General features: G+C 70.4%; 21 protein-coding genes, 1 pseudogene and 1 riboswitch. Of the genes and pseudogenes, 11 read left to right on the top strand and 11 right to left on the bottom strand.

From position 1 onward, the window contains the following. Nucleotides 1-167: 167 nt before the first annotated feature. The 5 genes from SLUN_RS18015 to SLUN_RS17995 form a co-directional block, all read right to left on the bottom strand. Nucleotides 168-1013: a class II fructose-bisphosphate aldolase gene (locus SLUN_RS18015; protein WP_108149464.1), complete on the bottom strand. Its 846-nt coding sequence runs from the start codon at nt 1011-1013 to the stop codon at nt 168-170. A gap of 60 nt (nt 1014-1073) precedes the next feature. Further along, nucleotides 1074-2000 carry a 1-phosphofructokinase family hexose kinase gene (locus SLUN_RS18010; RefSeq protein ID WP_108149463.1) on the bottom strand — a complete coding sequence of 309 codons (927 nt, stop codon included), beginning with the start codon at nt 1998-2000 and terminating at the stop codon, nt 1074-1076. 126 nt (nt 2001-2126) lie between these two features. After that, complete coding sequence (gene nagA, locus SLUN_RS18005; RefSeq protein WP_108149462.1) at nt 2127-3281, bottom strand: N-acetylglucosamine-6-phosphate deacetylase; 1155 nt, start codon at nt 3279-3281, stop codon at nt 2127-2129. Next, complete coding sequence (locus SLUN_RS18000) at nt 3281-4210, bottom strand: ROK family protein (RefSeq protein WP_217505763.1); 930 nt, start codon at nt 4208-4210, stop codon at nt 3281-3283. The genes nagA and SLUN_RS18000 overlap by 1 nt, the downstream gene beginning before the upstream one ends. Nucleotides 4211-4397: 187 nt before the next feature. Then, entirely contained in the window at nt 4398-5294 is an 897-nt protein-coding gene (locus tag SLUN_RS17995; RefSeq protein ID WP_108149460.1) for an SIS domain-containing protein, read from the bottom strand. Nucleotides 5295-5542: 248 nt separating this feature from the next. On the opposite strand from SLUN_RS17995, the gene SLUN_RS17990 reads away from it, so the two are divergent. From SLUN_RS17990 to otsB, 3 genes are all read left to right on the top strand, one after another. After that, entirely contained in the window at nt 5543-6814 is a 1272-nt protein-coding gene (locus SLUN_RS17990; RefSeq protein WP_442759038.1) for an ABC transporter substrate-binding protein, read from the top strand. A 108-nt stretch (nt 6815-6922) separates the two neighbouring features. Beyond that, nucleotides 6923-7171, top strand: coding sequence for a DUF3263 domain-containing protein (locus SLUN_RS17985; RefSeq protein ID WP_108149459.1), 249 nt, complete (start codon nt 6923-6925; stop codon nt 7169-7171). A 9-nt stretch (nt 7172-7180) separates the two neighbouring features. Beyond that, nucleotides 7181-8029: a trehalose-phosphatase gene (otsB, locus tag SLUN_RS17980; RefSeq protein ID WP_108149458.1), complete on the top strand. Its 849-nt coding sequence runs from the start codon at nt 7181-7183 to the stop codon at nt 8027-8029. On the opposite strand, the gene SLUN_RS17975 is transcribed toward otsB, so the two are convergent. From SLUN_RS17975 to SLUN_RS17965, 3 genes are all read right to left on the bottom strand, one after another. Beyond that, a complete protein-coding gene (locus SLUN_RS17975; protein WP_108149457.1) occupies nt 8006-9403 on the bottom strand; it encodes an alpha,alpha-trehalose-phosphate synthase (UDP-forming) in 1398 nt (465 codons plus the stop codon). The two genes, otsB and SLUN_RS17975, sit on opposite strands and share 24 nt — an antisense overlap. A gap of 66 nt (nt 9404-9469) precedes the next feature. Then, nucleotides 9470-9784 (bottom strand): hypothetical protein, encoded by a 315-nt coding sequence (locus SLUN_RS17970; RefSeq protein WP_159100283.1) that lies wholly within the window; start codon nt 9782-9784, stop codon nt 9470-9472. A gap of 38 nt (nt 9785-9822) precedes the next feature. Further along, nucleotides 9823-10788 (bottom strand): glucosyl-3-phosphoglycerate synthase, encoded by a 966-nt coding sequence (locus SLUN_RS17965; RefSeq protein WP_108149455.1) that lies wholly within the window; start codon nt 10786-10788, stop codon nt 9823-9825. 144 nt (nt 10789-10932) lie between these two features. After that, a riboswitch (SAM riboswitch) is annotated at nt 10933-11060 on the top strand. A gap of 17 nt (nt 11061-11077) precedes the next feature. Here SLUN_RS17965 and thrC point away from each other — a divergent pair. The 4 genes from thrC (at nt 11078) to groL (ending at nt 15232) form a co-directional block, all read left to right on the top strand. Then, nucleotides 11078-12364 (top strand): threonine synthase, encoded by a 1287-nt coding sequence (thrC, locus tag SLUN_RS17960; protein WP_108149454.1) that lies wholly within the window; start codon nt 11078-11080, stop codon nt 12362-12364. 29 nt (nt 12365-12393) lie between these two features. After that, nucleotides 12394-12669, top strand: coding sequence for a MoaD/ThiS family protein (locus SLUN_RS17955; RefSeq protein WP_108149453.1), 276 nt, complete (start codon nt 12394-12396; stop codon nt 12667-12669). Nucleotides 12670-13078: 409 nt separating this feature from the next. Further along, complete coding sequence (locus SLUN_RS17950) at nt 13079-13282, top strand: cold-shock protein (protein WP_005315736.1); 204 nt, start codon at nt 13079-13081, stop codon at nt 13280-13282. Between the two features lie 327 nt (nt 13283-13609). After that, nucleotides 13610-15232, top strand: coding sequence for a chaperonin GroEL (groL, locus tag SLUN_RS17945; protein WP_108149452.1), 1623 nt, complete (start codon nt 13610-13612; stop codon nt 15230-15232). Between the two features lie 130 nt (nt 15233-15362). Here the strand turns inward: groL and SLUN_RS17940 are convergent, their stop codons facing one another. Next, the gene (locus tag SLUN_RS17940) at nt 15363-15860 is read right to left on the bottom strand and encodes a peptidylprolyl isomerase (protein WP_108149451.1); all 498 of its coding nucleotides are present in this window, start codon (nt 15858-15860) and stop codon (nt 15363-15365) included. 61 nt (nt 15861-15921) lie between these two features. On the opposite strand from SLUN_RS17940, the gene SLUN_RS39480 reads away from it, so the two are divergent. Further along, nucleotides 15922-16086 (top strand): hypothetical protein, encoded by a 165-nt coding sequence (locus SLUN_RS39480; RefSeq protein WP_159100282.1) that lies wholly within the window; start codon nt 15922-15924, stop codon nt 16084-16086. Nucleotides 16087-17059: 973 nt separating this feature from the next. Here the strand turns inward: SLUN_RS39480 and SLUN_RS17935 are convergent. Further along, nucleotides 17060-17326, bottom strand: a complete 267-nt coding sequence (locus SLUN_RS17935; protein ID WP_108149450.1) for a DUF397 domain-containing protein — start codon at nt 17324-17326, stop codon at nt 17060-17062. Then, the gene (locus SLUN_RS17930) at nt 17307-18149 is read right to left on the bottom strand and encodes a helix-turn-helix domain-containing protein (protein ID WP_108149449.1); all 843 of its coding nucleotides are present in this window, start codon (nt 18147-18149) and stop codon (nt 17307-17309) included. Before SLUN_RS17930 ends, SLUN_RS17935 begins: the two co-directional genes overlap by 20 nt. A gap of 113 nt (nt 18150-18262) precedes the next feature. Here SLUN_RS17930 and SLUN_RS17925 point away from each other — a divergent pair, with 113 nt between their 5' ends. The 3 genes and pseudogenes from SLUN_RS17925 to SLUN_RS17915 all read left to right on the top strand — a co-directional run bounded on the left by SLUN_RS17925 (nt 18263) and on the right by SLUN_RS17915 (nt 20254). Beyond that, nucleotides 18263-18478, top strand: a complete 216-nt coding sequence (locus SLUN_RS17925; protein WP_108154810.1) for a hypothetical protein — start codon at nt 18263-18265, stop codon at nt 18476-18478. A gap of 11 nt (nt 18479-18489) precedes the next feature. Further along, nucleotides 18490-18695 (top strand): annotated as a pseudogene (locus SLUN_RS17920) (hypothetical protein). An 86-nt stretch (nt 18696-18781) separates the two neighbouring features. Beyond that, nucleotides 18782-20254, top strand: a complete 1473-nt coding sequence (locus tag SLUN_RS17915) for an ABC transporter permease (RefSeq protein ID WP_108149448.1) — start codon at nt 18782-18784, stop codon at nt 20252-20254. The last annotated feature ends 17 nt before the right edge of the window (nt 20255-20271 follow it).

Raw genomic sequence — 20271 nt, 5'->3', positions numbered from 1 at the left:
GGCGGTTCGTACAAGTGCTCCGGCGAGTCTGCGACGTACAAGACCTGGACGCCCCTCAACTGGGGCGGAACGAAGCGCTGGGTCGCCGACAGGTGTGTGTCCCTGGGCCGCGTTGCCTAGAGCTCTCCGGCAGGGCTGAGCGGTGAGCCCAGGCCTCGGCCTGGGCGTCACATCAGTCCCAGGAACCCCGCCACCGTCCCGGCCATCGCAGTGCGAGCCGGGACGAGGTATTTCCGGGGGTCCACCGCCTGCGGGTTGGCGTCCAGGAACGTACGGACCGCGCCAGTGAACGCCGTGTTCAGCGCCGTGCCGACGTTGATCTTGGTCATGCCGGAGGTGACCGCCTTGCGGACTTCCGCGTCGGGCACGCCGGACGAGCCGTGCAGGACCAGCGGGACCGGGACCGTGGCGCGCAAGGCTGAGATCAGGGTGTGGTCGAGGGCCGCCGTGCGCTCGGTCATCGCGTGGGAGGAGCCGACCGCCACGGCCAGGGCGTCCACGCCCGTGGCGGCGACGTAGGCCGCCGCCTCGGAGGGGTCCGTGCGGACGCCGGGGGTGTGGGCGTCGAGCGGGGCCTCGCCCTCCTTGCCGCCGACCTTGCCGAGTTCCGCCTCGATCCAGATGCCGCGTTCGTGGCCCCAACGCACCGCGTCCGCCGTGGCCTTGACGTTCTCGTCGTACGGCAGCTTCGAGGCGTCGAACATCACCGAGCTGAAGCCCTCGCCGTCGGCCGCCCGCAGCAGGTCCGCCGAGACGACATGGTCGAGGTGGAGGGAGAGGCGCGCGGACGAGGCGCGGGCGACGGCGGCCGCGGCGGCCGCGACCGCGGAGAGCCTGCCGCCGTGGAACGTCACCGCGTTCTCGGATATCTGCAGGATCGCGGGCGCGCCCGCCTGTTCCGCCCCGGCCGCGATCGCCTCCGCGTGCTCCAGGGTGATGACGTTGAAGGCGGCGACACCGCGTCCCTCGGCCACGGCGGCCGAGACGAGTTCACCGGTGCTGACGAGTGGCATGCTCAACCCAATTCCCGGGCGGCTGGGCCCGATTGATCGTGGCCGCGGCCGTTCGCGGGCTCACGCCGCGGCCGCCCGCTCCGTCACCGCTATGCGCGGCAGCAGGTCCTCGTACGCCTCGGCGTCGAACTCGCCCGCCGCCGGGGCCAGTACGGTCGCCGCCGACAGCGCCACGGCCCGCGACAGGCGGTCCGGCCACGGGAGTTGCTCCACGAGCCCCGACAGCAGTCCCGCCACCGCCGAGTCGCCCGCGCCCGTCGGGTTGCCCTTCACGGACGCCGGCGGCGACGCCTGCCAGACGCCGTCCGGGGTCGCCGCGAGCACCCCGTCCGCGCCGAGCGAGGCGACGACCGTGTGCGCCCCGCGGCGGCGGGCGTCACGCGTGGCGCGCAGGGGCTCGCGGGAGCCGGTGAGCTGGGCGAGCTCGTCGGCGTTGGGTTTGACCAGGTCCGGGCGGGCGGCGATGCCTCGGCGCAGCGGTTCGCCGCTGGTGTCCAGGAGTACGGGGACGTCCGCGGCCCTGGCGCGGCGGACCAGTTCGGCGTACGCGCCCACGTGGATGCCGGGCGGCAGGCTGCCGCACAGGGCGACTGCGTCGGCGTCCCGCAGGAGGGAGCCGTACGAGGAGAGGAAGGCGGCCCACTCCTCGGGGGAGACGGTGGGGCCCGGCTCGTTCAGCTGTGTGGTGTCGCCGCTCGCGTCGTCCACGACGGCGAGCGTGCGGCGGGTGGTCCCGGCGATCGGGAGCAGTGCGTCGTGCGGCGCTAGAGGAGCCAGCAGGTCCCGCAGTACGGCTCCGGTCGCGCCGCCCGCGAACCCGGTGACGACGGTCTCGTGGCCCAGCGCGGCCAGTACGCGGGCGACGTTGAGGCCTTTGCCGCCGGGGCGTTCGCGGACCTCGCCGACGCGGTGGCAGGCGTGCGGGGTCAGCGCCGGGACGTGGTAGGTGATGTCGAGCGCGGTGTTCAGCGTGACCGTGAGGATCATCCGTAACACCCCCGCAGAACGCGCTTGCCGTGCTCGTACGGGGCCTGATCATGCCAAACAGAAGGCGGTTGGCCCAGACCCCCAGGCCAACCGCCTTGACGCACCTTGCTCTAACTTGAGGTGAAATCACCTCACTTGGGGCTCAACCACCCATTCGCCCTTGCGCATGACGCCCTTGAGCGTGAACTCCCCGTCGAGGACCACCAGGTCGGCGTCCTTGCCCGGCTCCAGCGAGCCGACCCTGTCGTACACGCCGAGCAGCTTCGCCGGGTTGGCCGAGATGGCCCGTACGACGTCCTCCACCGGCAGCCGGTCGATCGTGGCCGCGCGCCTGAAGGCGGTGTCCAGGGTGAGCGTGGAGCCGGCGATCGAGCCGCCCTCCACCAGGCGGGCCACGCCGTCCGTGACGTCGACCGCGAGGGGGCCGAGCTGGTAGCGGCCGTCGCCGAAGCCCGCCGCGTCCATCGCGTCCGTGATGAAGGCGACCCGGCCCGCGCCCGCGCGGTGGAAGGCGAGCTCCAGGGCGGCGGGGTGCAGATGGGTGCCGTCGTTGATCAGCTCGACCGTGATCCTCTCGTCCTCAAGGAGCGCGGCGATCGGGCCGGGCGCGCGGTGGCCGAGTGCGGGCATCGCGTTGAAGAGGTGGGTCGCCACGGTCGCGCCCGCGTCGATGGCCTCGACGGTCTGCTCGTACGTCGCGTCCGTGTGCCCGATCGCGGCGATCACACCGTGCTCGGCGAGCAGGCGTACGGAGTCGATGCCGCCGGGCAGCTCGGTGGCGAGGGTGACCATCCGCGCCGTACCGCGCGCCGCGTCGATCAGCTTGCGCACCTCCGCCGGGTCGGGGTCGCGCAGCAGCTCCTCGCTGTGCGCGCCCTTGCGGCACGGCGAGATGAACGGGCCCTCGAAGTGGATACCGGCCAGGTCGCCCTGCTCGACGAGCTCCGAGAGGAAGCCCGCCCGGTGGGCGAGGAAGTCCATCTCGCCGGTGACGGTGGAGGCGACGAGGGTGGTGGTGCCGTGCTCGCGGTGGGTCCGTACGCCCTTGAGCACGTCCTCGACGCTGCCGGAGGTGAACGAGGCGCCGCCGCCGCCGTGGTTGTGGATGTCCACGAAGCCGGGCACGACCCAGTGGCCGGAGAGATCGCGGGCGGGGGCGCTGTCGGGCGCGGCCCCGGCGATCCTGCCGCCCTCGATGATCACCCGTCCGTTCTCCACGGTCCCGGTCGGCAGCACCACCCGGGCGCCGGCGAGAACGGTGCTTTCGGCGCTTGCGGCCATCAGGCGGTTTCCTCCGAGTCGGTGGCGGTGTCGGTAGCGGTGTCGGTGTCGGTGGCGAGCAGATCCCAGGCGAGCAGTCCCGCGCCGAGGCATCCGGCGGTGTCCCCGAGGGCCGCCGGGACGATGGCGGGCAGCTTCTGGAACGTGACGCGCTCCTCGACCGCGGCCCGCAGCGGTGTGAACAAGGTTTCCCCCGCCTCGGCCAGACCGCCACCGATGATCAGGGTGCCGGGGTCCAGCAGGGTGAGCGCGGTGACGAGTCCGGCGGCGAGCGCGTCGACGGCGTCGAGCCACACCCGTACGGCGCGTTCGTCGCCGGACTCGACGGCCTTCGCGCAGTCGGCGGCGTCGGCGTCCGGGCCGCCGCCGGCCTCGGCCCACGCGCGGGTCACCGCCGCGGCGGATGCGAGCGTCTCGAGACAGCCGCGCTGGCCGCAGCCGCAGTCGGGTCCGTCGGGGCGGACGACGATATGGCCGATCTCGCCGGCGTATCCGTGGGCGCCGGCCTCGATGGACCCCGCGATGCCGATGGCCCCGGCGATCCCGGTGCCGAGCGGCACGAACAGGAAACGGTCGGCGCCCTGTCCTGCCCCGATCCGGCCCTCGGCGAGTCCGCCGGTGCGGACGTCGTGTCCGAGCGCGACGGGTACGCCGCCGAGACGCTCGGCGAGCCGGGCCCTGAGCGGTACGTCGCGCCAGCCGAGGTTGGCGGCGTAGACGGCGATGCCGTTCTCGGAGTCGACGATGCCGGGGACGGCGACACCGGCGGCGACGGCGCTCTCGCCGAGGTGCTCGGTGCCGTGCGCGCGGAGCTCGCCGGCGAAGTCGAGGATCGACTCCACGACGGCGTCGGCCCCGCGCTCCCGCCCGGTCGCGCGGCGGGCCTCGTGGAGCAGGGTCCCGTCCACCCCGACGAGGGCGGCCTTCATCCCGGTGCCGCCCACATCGAGGGCGATGACGTGTCTCACGTGGACAGTCTGGCGTGTACACCCAAGAAAGGTCTAGTCCACTACGACGGATTGTTGCGCGGGTATACAAAACGAGGACCCGGTGTGCGCCGCACCAAGGTCCCCGTACCCAGCGCGCCGCACCAAGCCCCCGTACCCAGAGAGTGCGTCAGGAGGACAAAATCACGCTGCGCGTCAGGTTGCGCGGGTGGTCCGGGTCGTAGCCCTTGGATTCCGCCAGCGTTACCGCCAGGCGCTGCGCGCGGATCAGGTCCGCCAAGGGGTCCGCTTCCTGGCGGGCCACCAGCGTGCCGCCCACCCTCGCCACGTCCACCGACAAGCCCTCCGGCAGCGTGCCGAACACCCACGCCACCCGGCCCGGGCCCGTGATCGAGATCGGACCGTGGCGGTACTCCATCGCCGGGTACGACTCCGTCCACGCGCCCGCCGCCTCACGCATCTTCAGCGCCGCCTCCAACGCGAGACCGTACGTCCAGCCGCGGCCCAGGAACGTCCACTGCTCCGCCCCCACCACCGCCTCCGGCAGCGGCTCCGTGATCGCCAGCTCCGCGTCGACCGCCGCCTCGGCGACCGGCTTCACGCCGGGGATGTCACCCAGACCGGCCCGCAGGAAGGCAAGCGCGGTCGTCGCGAAACGCGTCTGGACGACCGACTCCTCGTCCGCCCAGTCCAGCACCGCCACCGCGTCCGCCGCGTCCATGACGGGCGTCTTGGGGTCCGCGGTCAGGGCCAGCGTCGGGACCTTGCCGCGGAGGGCGGACAGCAGCTCCAGCACCTCCGTCGTCGTCCCCGAGCGCGTGATCGCGACGACGCGGTCGTAGGAACGGCCCGACGGGAACTCGGACGAGGCGAACGCGTCCGTCTCACCGTGTCCCGCCGCCTCCCGCAGCGCGGCGTACGCGATCGCCATGAACCACGACGTCCCGCACCCGGTGACGGCGACGCGCTCACCCGGCTCCGGCAACCCCTCGAAGAGGGCGGCGGCCTCGGCGGCTCGTCGCCAGCACGCGGGCTGGGTGGCAATCTCTGCTGCGGTACGGGACATGCGGGAAGGCTCCTAGCGACGTTTCGCGTAACTCGGGACCGGCACCGGCCACTTCGTGCCGGGGACGTGCTTAGCAGGCCGTGGCGCGCCCGGGCAATGCCCGCAGGCTCAGGGACAGACGTTGCGGAAGTGATATCCAGTGGAGTAGACCTCATACCCCCGGATGGGGGAAAATCGCAGCTTCTCAGGAAGTCGCGGGGGACCGTCTGGGACAAGACGGGCAACCAACAGCAGAGGGTGGGGACGCTGTGCAGCGGCGCTTCTTGGGTCTGACCGCGGCAGTCGCCGCACTGGGAATGACAGCGGCACTCGCGGGCTGTGGCACCTCCAGCGGTTCCGGCGACGTGACTCTCAAGTTGGTCGCGGCCGACTACGACGTGGCCGGCGGCGAGAGCAGCAAGGCGTACTGGGCCGACCTGGTAGCCGAGTTCGAGAAGACGAACCCCGGCATCAAGGTCGACGTCCAGATCGAGTCCTGGAACGACGTCGACCGCAAGGTCGCCGAAATGGTAAAGGCCGGCAAGGCCCCCGACGTCGCACAGATCGGCGCGTACGCCGACTACGCCGCGGCCGACAAGCTCTACACCGCCGACCAACTGCTCTCCATACCCGTGCAGTCCAACTTCCTCGCACCCCTCGTCGACGCCGGCGAGCAGAAGCGCGTCCAGTACGGCCTGCCCTTCGTCGCCTCCACCCGGCTGCTCTTCTACAACAAGAAGCTCTTCAACGAGGCCGGGATCAAGGACACTCCGCAGACCTGGGACGACCTCCAGGCCGACGCGGTGAAGCTGAAGGAGCAGACCGACGCGAAGTACCCCTTCGCGCTGCCGCTCGGTCCCGAAGAGGCCCAGGCCGAGACCATGATGTGGCTGCTCAGCGGCGGAGAAGGGTACGTCGACCCGGTCGGCAACTACTCGATCGGCTCCAAGACGAACATCAGCACCTTCAACTGGCTGAAGACGAATCTCGTCGACAAGGAGCTGACCGGCCCGGTCGCCCCCGGCAAGCTGAACCGCAAGGACGCCTTCGCCGCCTTCACACGCGGTGAGGTCGGCATGCTCAACGGCCACCCCTCGCTGATGCAGGCCGCCGCGAAGGCGGGCATCGATGTCGGCACGGTCGCGCTGCCCGGCAGGGCCGGCAAGGCCAAGTCGACGATGGGCGTCGCCGACTGGATCATGGGCTTCAAGCAGAACGGCCACCGCGCCGAGGTCGGCACGTTCCTCGACTTCGTCTTCAGCGACAAGAACGTCCTCGACTTCGCCGACCAGAACGACCTGCTGCCGTCGACCATCTCCGCCTCCGAGGCGATGGAGAAGGACCCGAAGCACAAGGACCTGAGGGAGTTCCTGCGGGCGCTTCCCACCTCGGAGCTCCCGCCGGTCGGCAAGACCTCGTGGGCGAAGGTCAGCGAGAACATCAAGGGGAACATCGGCAAGGCCGTCGAGCCGGGCGGCAGCCCGGCGATCGTCCTGGAGCGGATCGGCCGGGCGGCGGCCACGGCGGAGAGCGCCGAGTAGCAGACTGCACCGAGTAGCAGACTGGGCTGGACAGCGGGAATGCCTGACAGCCGGACTGCCCCACGGCGGACTGCCCGGCAGGCCGACCGGGGAGGGCCACTCGCGGATATGTTGGATCGTATGACCGACGACGATGCGCTCTCCGAGCGGGACCGTGCCGTACTGGCCATGGAGCGCCGCTCCTGGCCGGGTCCCGGCGCCAAGGAGCGCGCCGTCCGGGAGCAGCTCGGCATCTCCCCGGTCCGCTACTACCAGCTGCTCAACGCCCTCCTCGACGACGCGCGCGCCCTGGCCCACGACCCGGTCACGGTCAACCGGCTGCGCCGTGTCAGAGACGACCGGCGCAGTCGCCGATAGGGTCGGGGCATGGGCAGCACTCCGTACGCGCACCCCTTGCCGACGCCGTCCACCCCGGCCGGCCGTGATGGTCTGGCCGCGCTTCTCGCCCGGCCCGACCAGGCGGTCGTCGCCCTCGACTTCGACGGCACCCTCGCCGAGATCGTGCCCGACCCCGAGCAGGCCCGCGCCCACCCCGGCGCCGTCCCCGCTCTCGCCGCGCTCGCGCCGAAGGTCGCCTCCGTCGCCGTGGTCACCGGCCGCCCCGCGGGTGTCGCCGTGCGGTACGGCGGCTTCGCCGGAGTGCCGGGCCTGGACCATCTCGTGGTCCTCGGTCACTACGGCGCCGAGCGCTGGGACGCCGTCACCGGCACCGTCCGCACGCCCGCGCCGCACCCGGGAGTCGCGGCGGCCCGCGCCGAACTCCCGGGATTCCTGGACGACATCGGCGCCTGGCACGGCACCTGGATCGAGGAGAAGGGCCAGGCCGTCGCGGTCCACACGCGCCGCGCGTCCGACCCGCAGGCGGCCTTCGAGGCCCTGCGCGGACCGCTCGCCGTGCTCGCCGCCCGGCACGGCCTGATCGTGGAGCCGGGCCGTATGGTCCTGGAGCTGCGCCCGCCGGGCATGGACAAGGGCGTGGCCCTCGCCGAGTACGTACGCGAAGTGGACGCCCAGGCCGTGCTCTACGCGGGCGACGACCTCGGCGATCTGCCCGCCTTCGGCGCCGTCGAGAAACTCCGCTCGGACGGCGTCCCCGGACTGCTGGTGTGCAGCGGCAGCGCGGAGGTCCCGGAGCTCGCGGACCGCGCCGATCTGCTGCTGCCGGGCCCTGCCGCGGTGGTCGGCTTCCTGTCAGCCCTGGCGCAGCGCCTGTAGCTGTTCCAGGAACCACTGCTGCGGCGGCAGCGCGGTCGCCGCGGCCGCGAGCCGCTTGGTGTGCCGGGACCGCTCGTCGTCCGGCATCGTCAGCGCCTCGTGGAGTGCGTCGGCCGTGGCCATCACGTCGTACGGATTCACCACCACCGCGTCCTCGCCCAGCTCCTCGTACGCCCCCGCCTCCCGCGAGAGCACCAGCACGCAGCCCTCGTCGGAGACGACCGGGATCTCCTTGGCGACGAGGTTCATGCCGTCGCGGATCGGGTTGACCAGGGCGACGTCGGCCAGCCGGTACGCGGCCAGCGAGCGGGCGAAGTCGTCCTTCACATGGAGGACGACCGGGGTCCAAGTCGCCGTCCCGTAGGCGGAGTTGATCTCGTCGGCGAGGCGCTGGACCTCCGCCGTGTAGTCGCGGTACACCGCCAGGTCCTGCCGGGAGGGGTAGGCGAAGGCGACATGGACGACCCGCTCCCGCCACTCCGGGCGGGCCATGAGGAGCTGGCGGAAGGCCAGCAGCCCGCGGACGATGTTCTTGGACAGTTCCGTACGGTCCACCCGGACGATGGTCTTGCGCCCGGGGCCCACCTGTTCGCGCAGCGCGGCCATGCGCTCGGCCACATCCGGCCGGTGCGCGCGCTCCCGCAGGAAGTCCGCGTCCGCGCCGAGCCCGTGCACCCCGATCCGGGTGCCCGCGAGCGAGTCCGCGCCCAGCACCTCCGCACAGCACGCCGTGAACGCATCCGCCCACCGCCGGGTCAGAAAACAGGTCCGGTCCGCGCCGAGGAGTCCGCGCAGGAGCTGCTCGGCGATGTCGTCGGGCAGCATCCGGAAGTAGTCGACGGGCGCCCATGGGGTGTGCGAGAAGTGCCCGATCCTGAGGTCGGGCCGCCGCTCGCGGAGCATGCCGGGCACCAGCGCCAGGTGGTAGTCCTGCACGAGGACCGCGGCGCCTTCGGCGGCATGAGCCGCCAGCGCGTCCGCGAAGGCCTGGTTGTAGGTCTCGTAGGAGGCCCACTGCCGGCGGAACTCCGCGTCGAAGACCGGCTCCAGCGGCGTCTGGTAGAGCATGTGGTGGACGAACCAGAGCACGGAGTTCGCGATGCCGTTGTACGCGTCGGAGTGGACGGCCGGGTCGATGTCGAGCATCAGCACCCCGGGCTCGCCGACCCCTCGCCGTACCGCCTCGCGGTCGCCGTCGCCCAGGGCGGCGCACACCCACAGGGCGTCCGCCTCGGAACCGATGGCCGACAGGCCGGAGACCAGCCCGCCCCCGCCGCGACGGGCGTCGAGTGAACCGTCCTTGCTCAGCGTGTACGAGACCGGGCCGCGGTTGGACGCGACGAGGACCTGGGCGGCTGTCTGCTCGGAGACCATGTGCCGAAACCTAGCCCGTCCCACAACCCCTCAAACGTGCGTACGGCTGAGGCGCAGGTCAGCTGGTCAGTGCTTGCGCCGCCCGCGGGTGGCGACGACGGCGATCACACCGGCCGCGGTCAGCGTCAGCGCCAGACCGGCGAGAAGCCAGAGCCGCTCCGTCCTGTCACCGGCCTCGGCCATCTCACCGGGTGTGCCCTGTGCGGGGTCCTGTCCCGGCCCTGGGGCCGGCGCTTCGGCACCGGCCTGCTGGGCGAGGCTGCCGACGGCCGCGGTCTGCGCCTCCGCCCGCGCTTCCGCCCCCGCCGGGGCCGCCGCTACGAGGGTCACGGCGGTGATGACCGCCAGGGCTCCGAGGCCCGTTCCGCGTCTCAAGCTCATACATACGAAATTTAGGCAAAATGCCCGGGAATGCGTGGTTATGCCGCGCGACGCGCCGCGTACTCACCGATCTCGCGCATCGGCGGCCGCTCCTCCGTGTCCACCACATACGTACGCGGTACGAAGCCGTCCTCGCCCCGCTCGAACTGGGTGAGCGAGGGCCGCACCAAGTGGCCCCGGGAGAGCCGCAGTTGGGCCGTACGGTAGATGGCGGCGGCCATCCTGCCCAGCGCCTGCTCGTCCTGATGGCGGTGCTTGCGCGAGCCGACGTCCACCTGCGCCAGCGCGTCCAGGCCCACCGTGTGCAGCGCGTCGACGAGCAGCCCCAGCTCCACTCCGTAACCCACGGGGAAGGGCAGCCGCTCCAGGAGAGAGCGCCGCGCCGCGTACTCCCCGCCCAGCGGCTGGACGAACCCGGCCAGCTGCGGCCAGTGCAGATTCAGCAGCGGCCTGGCCACCAGCTCGGTGACCCGTCCCCCCTGACCCGCCGTCCTGCCGGAGGCGAGCGCATCGAACTCAGGTCCCAGCGGCCGGTCGTACATGCCTTTGACGAACTGCACGTCGGGCTCGGTCAGCAGCGGCCCCACGATCCCGGAGACGAAGTCCGCGGAGAACTCCCGCAGATCCGCGTCGATGAAGCAGACGATGTCGCCGCTCGTCACCATCAGCGACCGCCACAGCACCTCGCCCTTGCCGGGCACGGCGGGTATCCGGGGCAGGATCGCGTCCCGGTGCACCACCCGCGCACCGGCAGCCGCGGCGACCTCCGGCGTACGGTCGGTCGAGCCCGAGTCGACGACGACCAGCTCGTCGACGAGGGGCACGGCCTCCATCAGCTCGCGCCGGATCACCGTGACGATATCGCCGACGGTCGACTCCTCGTCGAGCGCGGGCAGGACGACGCTGATGGTCGTACCGCGCTTGGCGGCCACCAGCCGGTCGAGCGGGCGGTCGGCCGCGGACCAGGAACGCCTGGTCAGCCAGCGCTCCACCTCTTCCAGCACGTGCGCGTCTCCCTTGACATCCGGATCTTGTGATCCATCTCGCGGTTCGGACGACTATCTCAAGCGTCCGGGCCTTCGGTTACAGTCTTGAACAACGCGGATGACCGTCGCATGTCGGGGGTCCTCACGCTGATAACCGAATAGCGCTCATCCAGAGGGACAGAGGGAACGGCCCGTTGAAGTCCCGGCAACCCTCCCGCCGACCGCGAGGTCACGGTGGGGAAGGTGCCAATTCCGTCTCGTGGCGAAATGCGCCACGGGGAAGATGAGGAGAAAGGGCCTCGCCACCATGGCTGTGCAGACTGTTTCGAGCACCACCACCCCCGTGAACCTGGGTCCCGCCGCGGCGCTCTCGTGCCGCGAGTGCGGAGAGCGTTTCGAACTCGGCCCGATCTTCGCCTGTGCCCTGTGTTTCGGGCCGCTCGAGGTCGCGTACGACCTGCCGAGCGGCGACCCCGAGGCGCTGAAGAAGCGGATCGAAGCGGGTCCGAACAACATCTGGCGGTACGCCCCGCTGCTGCCCGTCCCCGCCGACGTGGCCGAGAAGCCGAACATCAACCCCGGCTTCACCAAGCTCGTCCAGGCCGACAATCTCGCCCGTGAGCTGGGCGTCACCGGCGGCCTGTTCATCAAGGACGACTCCGGCAACCCGACGCACTCCTTCAAGGACCGTGTCGTCGCCATCGCCGTGGAGGCCGCGCGCGCCTTCGGCTTCACGACGCTCTCGTGCTCCTCCACCGGCAACCTCGCCGGCGCCGTGGGCGCGGCCGCTGCCCGGGCCGGCTTCCGCTCCTGCGTGTTCATCCCGCACGACCTGGAGCAGGGCAAGGTCGTCATGGCCGCGGTGTACGGCGGCGAGCTCGTCGGCATCGAGGGCAACTACGACGATGTGAACCGCTTCTGCTCCGAGCTCATCGGCGACCCGGTGGGCGAGGGCTGGGGCTTCGTCAACGTCAACCTCCGCCCGTACTACGGCGAGGGCTCCAAGACGCTGGCGTACGAGATCTGCGAGCAGCTCGGCTGGCGGCTGCCCGACCAGATCGTGATCCCGATCGCCTCGGGCTCGCAGCTCACGAAGATCGACAAGGGTCTGCAGGAGCTGATCAAGCTCGGTCTGGTCGAGGACAAGCCGTACAAGATCTTCGGCGCCCAGGCGGAGGGCTGCTCGCCGGTGTCGACGGCCTTCAAGGCCGGGCACGACGTCGTACGCCCCCAGAAGCCGAACACCATCGCCAAGTCGCTGGCCATCGGCAACCCGGCCGACGGCCCGTACGTGCTGGACATCGCGCGCCGCACGGGCGGTGCGGTCGAGGACGTCAACGACGAGCAGGTCGTCGACGCGATCAAGCTGCTGGCCCGCACCGAGGGCATCTTCGCGGAGACCGCGGGTGGTGTGACCGTCGGCGTGACGAAGAAGCTGATCGAGGCGGGCGTGCTGGACCCGTCGCTCACCACGGTCGTCCTCAACACCGGCGACGGGCTCAAGACGCTCGACGCGGTGGCGCCGACGACCGGCCTGACCGCGACGATCCGCCCGAGCGTGGACGCGTTCCGCGCCGCCGGCCTCGCCGGCTGACCACCCGAGACTCAAGGAAGGCACGCAGCATGAGCGTCAAGGTCCGCATCCCCACCATTCTCCGTACGTACACGGGCGGTCAGGCCGAGGTCCCGGCGGAGGGCGCGACGCTCTCCGAGGTCATCGCCGACCTGGAGAAGAACCACACGGGCATCGCCGCCCGCGTCCTGGACGACCAGGGCAAGCTGCGCCGCTTTGTGAACGTGTACGTGAATGACGACGATGTCCGGTTCGAGCAGGGCCTTCAGACGGCGACCCCGGACGGTGCCGGAGTTTCGATCATTCCCGCCGTCGCCGGCGGCTGAGCCACGCAGAGTTACGCCTATTGCCCCCTCCGCGAGAGAAGCGGAGGGGGCAATTCTGCAGGGTTGAGCGCGGTACAGTTGGGGAAGCCCCCTCCGCTGCTTGTGCCGCCCGCATATGAGAATGCGCCCGTGCGCGATAAGAAGCAGCCAAAGTGTTCGATCGAATTGCCTCATAGGCGTCATTTGCCGGGCCCGACTTGCCCCGGAATACTTTGAATTCTGGTCAATTATCCGTTCGGTCGTGCTCAGAATTCTCGTCCAATTGACCTGTTGCAGAGGGCAGTTGGGCAGATACATTCAGCCGCGGTCGACGCGTTCCGGCGCACACCCCCTCCTGTCGGGTGGTGAGTTCTGACCCGGGTCCGCGAAGTGCGGTCCTGTGCAGGGGCCAGTAATAGGGGAGTTAGGCATGGCTCAGGGCACCGTCAAGTGGTTCAACGCGGAGAAGGGGTACGGCTTCATCGCGGTCGACGGTGGTGCGGATGTTTTCGTCCACTACAGCGCGATCCAGATGGACGGGTACCGCACCCTTGAAGAGGGTCAGCGAGTCGAATTCGAGATCTCGCAGGGCCAGAAGGGTCCGCAGGCGGACATGGTCAAGCTCGCCGTCTGATCTCGGCGCGACCGGCCACCGACGCACTCACGCCGAGGGGCCCGCATCCCACCAGGGATGCGGGCCCCTCGTGCGTGTGCCCGTGCCCGTGCGTGTGTCCGCGTGTGTCCGCCTGTCCCTCTTCGATCCGTCAGGGCCGCTTGCACTCTCCTAGGGCGAGTGCTAATCATTGGCGTTAGCACTCTCCAGGTGAGAGTGACAACTTAGGACCGGGTCGGTGAGGCCCGAAGGGTCGGCGGGGCAAGGAACCGCACGGCCCTCAGGCCGTCCGTCGCGGGCGCCAGCGCGGTCCGGAGAATCCACCCCAGTCCGGGAGGACCACTTCACATGGCCAAGATCATCGCGTTCGACGAGGAGGCACGGCGCGGTCTCGAGCGCGGGATGAACCAGCTCGCCGACGCCGTCAAGGTCACCCTTGGCCCCAAGGGCCGCAACGTCGTCCTCGAGAAGAAGTGGGGCGCCCCCACGATCACCAACGATGGTGTTTCCATCGCCAAGGAGATCGAGCTCGAGGACCCGTACGAGAAGATCGGCGCCGAGCTGGTCAAGGAAGTCGCCAAGAAGACGGACGACGTCGCCGGTGACGGTACGACCACCGCGACCGTCCTGGCGCAGGCGCTGGTCCGCGAGGGCCTGCGCAACGTAGCCGCCGGCGCCAACCCGATGGCCCTCAAGCGCGGCATCGAGAAGGCCGTCGAGGCCGTCTCCGGTGCGCTGCTGGAGCAGGCCAAGGACGTGGAGACCAAGGAGCAGATCGCTTCGACGGCCTCCATCTCCGCCGCCGACACCCAGATCGGCGAGCTCATCGCCGAGGCCATGGACAAGGTCGGCAAGGAAGGCGTCATCACCGTCGAGGAGTCCCAGACCTTCGGTCTGGAGCTCGAGCTCACCGAGGGCATGCGCTTCGACAAGGGCTACATCTCGGCGTACTTCGCCACCGACATGGAGCGTATGGAGGCGTCGCTCGACGACCCGTACATCCTGATCGTCAACTCCAAGGTCAGCAACGTGAAGGACCTCCTTCCGCTGCTGGAGAAGGTCATGCAGTCGGGCAAGCCCCTGCTGATCATCGCCGAGGACGTCGAGGGCGAGGCCCTGTCGACCCTGGTCGTCAACAAGATCCGTGGCACCTTCAAGTCCGTTGCCGTCAAGGCTCCGGGCTTCGGTGACCGCCGCAAGGCGATGCTGAACGACATCGCCATCCTCACGGGCGGCACGGTCATCTCCGAGGAGGTCGGCCTCAAGCTCGACAACGCGGGCCTGGACCTGCTGGGCCGCGCCCGCAAGGTCGTCATCACCAAGGACGAGACCACGATCGTCGACGGCTCCGGCGAGAGCGACCAGGTTGCCGGTCGCGTGAACCAGATCCGTGCCGAGATCGAGAACAGCGACTCGGACTACGACCGCGAGAAGCTCCAGGAGCGCCTCGCGAAGCTGGCCGGCGGCGTGGCCGTCATCAAGGCCGGCGCCGCGACCGAGGTCGAGCTCAAGGAGCGCAAGCACCGCATCGAGGACGCTGTTCGCAACGCGAAGGCGGCCGTCGAGGAGGGCATCGTCGCCGGTGGTGGCGTGGCTCTGCTCCAGGCTGCCTCGGTCTTCGAGAAGCTCGAGCTCACGGGCGACGAGGCCACCGGTGCCGCGATCGTCAAGCTCGCGCTGGAGGCTCCGCTCAAGCAGATCGCCGTCAACGGTGGTCTCGAGGGTGGCGTCGTCGTCGAGAAGGTGCGCAACCTGGCCGTCGGCCACGGCCTGAACGCCGCGACCGGCGAGTACGTCGACATGATCGCCGAGGGCATCATCGACCCCGCGAAGGTGACCCGCTCTGCTCTGCAGAACGCGGCCTCCATCGCGGCGCTGTTCCTGACCACCGAGGCCGTCATCGCCGACAAGCCGGAGAAGGCGGGCGCCGCCGCTCCGGGCGGTATGCCGGGCGGTGACATGGACTTCTGATCCTTCACGGATCGGCTGTTCACGCTGTACGGACCGAGGGCGGCACTCCCACTGGGGGTGCCGCCCTCGGGCGTTTCCGCGCTCGGATCCTTGGACCCTCGGGTCCTCGGGTCCTAGGGATCCTCAGGTCCTAGAGGACGCCGGAGCCGGAGATGGTGATCTTGGCCTTGGTGCGGCCGCTCTGCGAGCCGTAGCCCTCGATCTTCTTGACGAGCGCCATGCTGTCGTCGTCGGCGACCTCGCCGAACACGACGTGCTTGCCGTCCAGCCACGGGGTCAGGACGGTGGTGATGAAGAACTGGGAGCCGTTGGTGTTCGGGCCGGCGTTGGCCATCGAGAGCAGGCCCGGCCGGTTGTGCGTGAGCTTGAAGTTCTCGTCGGCGAACTTCTCGCCGTAGATGCTCTTGCCGCCCGTGCCGTCACCCCGGGTGAAGTCGCCACCCTGCAGCATGAAGTCGGGGATGACCCGGTGGAAGGAGGACCCCTCGAAGCCGAAGCCCTTCTCGCCGGTGGCGAGCGCGCGGAAGTTCTCCGCCGTCTTGGGAACGACGTCGTCGTACAGGTTGAAGTTGATCCGCCCGGCGGGGGCGTCGTTGATGGTGATGTCGAAGTAGATCTTGGTGGTCATAGGACCATCCTGACATCCCTGCTACGCCCGGGCACGACGGGCGTCCCGGTGGACACCACACGTGTCGGGCCCGAAGCCGGAAATGATGCGGACCGATGTGCACGCCCACCTGTGGAGCGAGGACTATCTCCGCCTCCTGGAGTCCTACGGTCGCGAGGGCACGGCGACGCAGCGGGGTCTGGGAGCGGGCGACAGTCCGGCGGAGCTCGACGCCCGGTCGCGATGAACGACGCGGCGGGCATGCCACGGGGTGGGCCGGGTGCGTTGGCTTCTGGTGGGGCCGCCCTCTGGGTCTTGATGGTTGCGGCTTCGGGCCGGGTGTCAAGGGCGCTCCTGCGTCGCGTCGGCTGCGCCGATTGCGCTGCGCTTCACCCTTGACTCCCGTCCCTGCGCCGCTGAAGGGGCCTTGGGAGGGCGGCCGGGGGAGCGGGGCGGTCCACTGTTTGTGCGCGGTGCGGCGCCGTGGCCGTCTGCGGCGCGGTTCGCCCTGCGGGGCTGCGCGGTAGTGGAGTGGGGTGACGCGGGCTGGCTTAGCGGCCGTCCGTCGGGGAGCAGTTGGCCTTCAGACCCTCGCTTCGGTGGGCGGGTGGAGCCCTCCGGTCCCGGCGAAGGGGCTGTCGGCGGCTGTCGGGCCGGTGGGGAATGAGGGCTGGGAGGAGCGTCTCGCTGGTGGGGATGTGACGAGTGGGGTGTTGGGGCCGGGTGTGGTGGCCCTGGACCTGATCCTGTACACGGATTCCGACTCCACCGGAATCCGTGTACAGGATCTGTTCTGGCGGGGTCCCGGGGCCCCGCCGGCTGTCCCGATGCCCCGTCGACCGGCCTCGCCCGGGACCGCCGGGGTGCCACCCGCTCACGGTAGCGAGGGTCTGAACGCCGACTGCCCTCCGGCGGGCGGCCGCTGAGCCGGGTCGCCACCACCCCATTCCACTGCCGCGAGCCCCGCAGGGCGAACCCGGCCGCAGTCGCCGACGGCGAATGGCGCCCGGTCACCTCTTGCGCCGACCCTTCCCCGGCCGCCCTCCCAAGTGCCCTTTCAGCGGCGCAGGGGCGGGGGTCAGGGGTGGGCGGAGCCCATCGCGCAGCGACGCGACGCAGGAGCGCCCTTGACGCCCGGCCCGGAGCCGCGACCATCAAGAACCAGAGGGCGGCCCCACGGCACACGGACAAGAGCGGCCAGTTCCGAGGGGCTCCGCCGGCTAGTGCTGCTTGAGATCCGCGATGAAGGCGGACCAGGTGACGGCCGGGAACACGAGCTTCGGGCCGTCGGGGTTCTTGGAGTCGCGGACGGGGACGATGTCGGGGTGGTTGTCAGCGACTTCGAGGCAGTCGGCGCCGTCGGGGCCGCTGTGAGTGGACTTGCGCCAGGTGGCGACCTCAAGGCAGTCGCCGCCGCTGCCGTCGCTATAGCTGGACTTGTGCCAGGTCGCCGCGGCCAGGTCGTACTCAGGGCTGCTGATCTCCATGGGCGTAATCCTCTGCGGCTGATTCCATCAGGGCCAGGGATGCTTCCGGTGACAATGCGCTGGCCCTGAGCAGATCGTAGGTCAGTTCGTGCCGAGCGACCGTTGCCGGATCGTCCAACAACTGGCCTGTGCCGACGCCGTCGATGTAGGCGAGCGGGGGTGCGTCGGGGAAGTGCATCAGCTTGATGCTGCCGCCGATGGCGGCGATGGCACCTGCGCTGAACGGCAGCACCTGCGCGATGATTCTGTGACGCCTGACTTGCTGGCACACATGGCTCAACGCCTCTGCCATCGTTGCTGGCCCGCCTACCGGTCGTCGCAGAGTCGCCTCATCCAAGACGGTCCAAAACAAGGTCGTTGTTGGATCGTCGAGCAGACGTGCGCGATGGAGTCGCGCGTCGACCAATTCGTCGATCTCCGCGTCCGGTGCCGTCGGTCGGTATGCGCGGCACAGCGCTGTCGCGTACGCCTGCGTCTGCAACAGGCCCGGGATCAGCAGCGGCGCGTACTGCTTGATCGTCGTCGCGATCGCTTCCGCCTCCACCGCCTCGGCGAAGTGGTTGGGATAACGGGACTTGTTCAGAGCCTCGCAGTTGCGCTCGAAGAAGCCGTTCGTCTCCAGCATCTCGTCCAGCTTCTGCGCGTACTCCGGCTGCATCCGCCTCGTCCCCGCCTCCAACTGGCCGATGAACGAGCCGCTCACGAACAGGGGTGCGCCCAGCTCCTCCTGGGTGAGCTCCGCCTTCTCCCTCGAATGGCGCAGCTCCGCGCCCAGCAGCGCCCTCGGCGACGAGGACGGGTCGAGGTCCTTCGGTCCAGGCATGGCAACTCCCTGTCGTACAGGTGGGATTGTTGGGCAGCCGTCCCTGTTCAGGCTAGCCGGGGCCGGACACGCTGGGTGAGGAAAGCGAACACTCGGTGTGGAGGTGCCTGGTCATGGCGGTGCGATCGGCGGAGCGGCTGCGGGCTGCCGAAGAGGTGGTGGCCCAACTGCGGGACGGGCTCGGTGTGGTGGCCGTGACGTTGCCGCCGTTGCGGGTCGACGTGGTGACGCTCGCGAGTGAGGCGCCCTACCCGCTGGTGGACATGGGGCGCTGCAACCTGGACACGGCGCTGCGGCTCGCGGCCGTGCTGCAGGGGCTCAAGCCGTGACCACGGACGGGGTGCCCGCCCTGGGGACGTACGCCGTCGATGGCCGGAACGGGCGGGTGGGCCGGTCATGGGGCGGGTGGGCACCTATGTGCAACTGCGGCCGCCGGGCGGGGGGCAGGAGTGGGACTGCCCGCCCGGGGACGTACAGCCGGCCTCGATGGGTGAGGTGCTGCGGGCGCGGGTGCGGGAGGTCAACGCGGAGGGGCGGCTGCCGTGAGGCGGCCTCAGGTCACGGTTGGGCTTCTCATCCGGCTCTCACGGTGGCCTTAACCCACCATCACATCCCGTACCTACGTTCCAGCCATGTTCTTCACCTACCTCCGGCGCGAGCTGCGCCGCCGCAGAAAAGCGGCGCTTGTCGTCGCCTCGGGGCTCGCCCTCGGGATCGCGCTGGTCATCGTCGTCAACTCGGTGTCGTCCGGGATGACTCGCGCCCAGGACAAGGTCCTGGAGTCGCTGTACGGGCTCGGCACCGACATGACCGTCACCAAGGCCGCCGCGCCGCCCGGGGAGGGGGACACCGCGAGGCGGCCCCGCTTCGAGTTCGACGCCAACGACAGCGACGACGACGCCGAGCAGAGCCAGGACATCGTCATGGTCGAGGGGTTCGAGACCCTCGCCGCCACGACCGTCGCGCAGGTCGGCAAGCAGGACGGCGTCGCGGACGCGGTCGGCGGGCTGAGTGTGCGCGTGATGAAGGTCAACGGGGAGTTCAAGCGCGGGGAGATCGAGCCGGGGCAGCAGCAGCCCGGGCAGGGTGGCGGAGGCACGACCGGCGGGTCCGGCGGGTCCGGCGGCGGTACGGTGCGCGGCGGCGGGGCCGCGTTCGACGTCAACTCGTACACCGTGTACGGAACAGATGTCGCCCATCAGGGGCTTGGGCCGCTGACCTCCTCGAAGATCACCTCGGGGCGTACCTTCAAGACGACAGAGACCGCCGCCAAGGTCGTCGTCGTGGACAGCGCGTACGCCAAGGAGCAGAAGCTCACGGTCGGCAAGAAGCTGACCATCTCCGGTACGGCGTTCACCATCATCGGGATCACGACGGCCGACAGCGGGGACGCGGCCGCCAATGTCTATCTGCCGCTCGCCCAGGCGCAGACGCTCGCCGATGCGAAGAGCAAGGTCACCACGGTCTACGTGCGGGCGGCCGACTCGCAGCAGATCGACGGCGTCAAGCAGGCCATCCAGAAGAACATCTCCGGTACCACGGTCACGACGTCGGCCGACCTCGCCGACACCGTCTCCGGGTCGCTGTCCACCGCGTCCGACCTCGCGGCGGGTGTCGGCAAGTGGCTCTCGTACCTGGTGCTGGCGGCGGCGTTCCTGGTCGCCGGACTGCTCACGTCGGCGGCGGTGAGCCGGCGGGTGCGGGAGTTCGGCACGCTGAAGGCGCTGGGCTGGAAGAGCGGCCGGGTCACCCGGCAGGTGGCCGGCGAGGCGCTGGTCAACGGGCTGGTCGGCGGGGCGCTCGGGATCGGGATCGGGCTGCTGGGGGCGTGGCTGATCACGTCGTTCAGCCCGACGCTCACCGCGCAGCTCGGCGGCGCGGGGGGCGGCGCGGCCGGTGGCGGCCGGGCCCTCGGCGGGGGCGGCGGGCCCGTCAGGGAGTCCGCGTCCAAGGCGCTGGACATCGCGCTCACCGCACCGGTCTCGCTGACGACGATCGGGCTGGCCGTGGCGCTCGCGGTGGCGGGCGGTCTGGTCGCGGGCGGCTTCGGCGGCTGGCGCGCGTCGCGGCTGCGGCCGGCGGACGCGCTGCGCCGTGTCGAGTAGCGCCGTGTCGAGTGGCC

The sequence above is a fragment of the Streptomyces lunaelactis genome, from assembly GCF_003054555.1.
Taxonomy (GTDB): domain Bacteria; phylum Actinomycetota; class Actinomycetes; order Streptomycetales; family Streptomycetaceae; genus Streptomyces; species Streptomyces lunaelactis.
This window is presented reverse-complemented; position numbering and strand designations above follow the sequence as displayed.

What these genes read in the sequence shown, in the direction of transcription:
- SLUN_RS18000 (WP_217505763.1), bottom strand. Translation starts at nt 4,210, where the DNA reads ATGAAGGCCGCCCTCGTCGGGGTGGACGGGACCCTGCTCCACGAGGCC.
- SLUN_RS17925 (WP_108154810.1), top strand. Translation starts at nt 18,263, where the DNA reads ATGGCGGTGCGATCGGCGGAGCGGCTGCGGGCTGCCGAAGAGGTGGTG.
- thrC (WP_108149454.1), top strand. Translation starts at nt 11,078, where the DNA reads ATGGCTGTGCAGACTGTTTCGAGCACCACCACCCCCGTGAACCTGGGT.
- SLUN_RS17915 (WP_108149448.1), top strand. Translation starts at nt 18,782, where the DNA reads ATGTTCTTCACCTACCTCCGGCGCGAGCTGCGCCGCCGCAGAAAAGCG.
- SLUN_RS17970 (WP_159100283.1), bottom strand. Translation starts at nt 9,784, where the DNA reads ATGAGCTTGAGACGCGGAACGGGCCTCGGAGCCCTGGCGGTCATCACC.
- SLUN_RS17985 (WP_108149459.1), top strand. Translation starts at nt 6,923, where the DNA reads ATGTTGGATCGTATGACCGACGACGATGCGCTCTCCGAGCGGGACCGT.
- SLUN_RS17975 (WP_108149457.1), bottom strand. Translation starts at nt 9,403, where the DNA reads ATGGTCTCCGAGCAGACAGCCGCCCAGGTCCTCGTCGCGTCCAACCGC.
- nagA (WP_108149462.1), bottom strand. Translation starts at nt 3,281, where the DNA reads ATGGCCGCAAGCGCCGAAAGCACCGTTCTCGCCGGCGCCCGGGTGGTG.
- SLUN_RS18015 (WP_108149464.1), bottom strand. Translation starts at nt 1,013, where the DNA reads ATGCCACTCGTCAGCACCGGTGAACTCGTCTCGGCCGCCGTGGCCGAG.
- SLUN_RS17955 (WP_108149453.1), top strand. Translation starts at nt 12,394, where the DNA reads ATGAGCGTCAAGGTCCGCATCCCCACCATTCTCCGTACGTACACGGGC.
- SLUN_RS18010 (WP_108149463.1), bottom strand. Translation starts at nt 2,000, where the DNA reads ATGATCCTCACGGTCACGCTGAACACCGCGCTCGACATCACCTACCAC.
- SLUN_RS17940 (WP_108149451.1), bottom strand. Translation starts at nt 15,860, where the DNA reads ATGACCACCAAGATCTACTTCGACATCACCATCAACGACGCCCCCGCC.
- groL (WP_108149452.1), top strand. Translation starts at nt 13,610, where the DNA reads ATGGCCAAGATCATCGCGTTCGACGAGGAGGCACGGCGCGGTCTCGAG.
- SLUN_RS17930 (WP_108149449.1), bottom strand. Translation starts at nt 18,149, where the DNA reads ATGCCTGGACCGAAGGACCTCGACCCGTCCTCGTCGCCGAGGGCGCTG.
- otsB (WP_108149458.1), top strand. Translation starts at nt 7,181, where the DNA reads ATGGGCAGCACTCCGTACGCGCACCCCTTGCCGACGCCGTCCACCCCG.
- SLUN_RS17950 (WP_005315736.1), top strand. Translation starts at nt 13,079, where the DNA reads ATGGCTCAGGGCACCGTCAAGTGGTTCAACGCGGAGAAGGGGTACGGC.
- SLUN_RS17995 (WP_108149460.1), bottom strand. Translation starts at nt 5,294, where the DNA reads ATGTCCCGTACCGCAGCAGAGATTGCCACCCAGCCCGCGTGCTGGCGA.
- SLUN_RS17935 (WP_108149450.1), bottom strand. Translation starts at nt 17,326, where the DNA reads ATGGAGATCAGCAGCCCTGAGTACGACCTGGCCGCGGCGACCTGGCAC.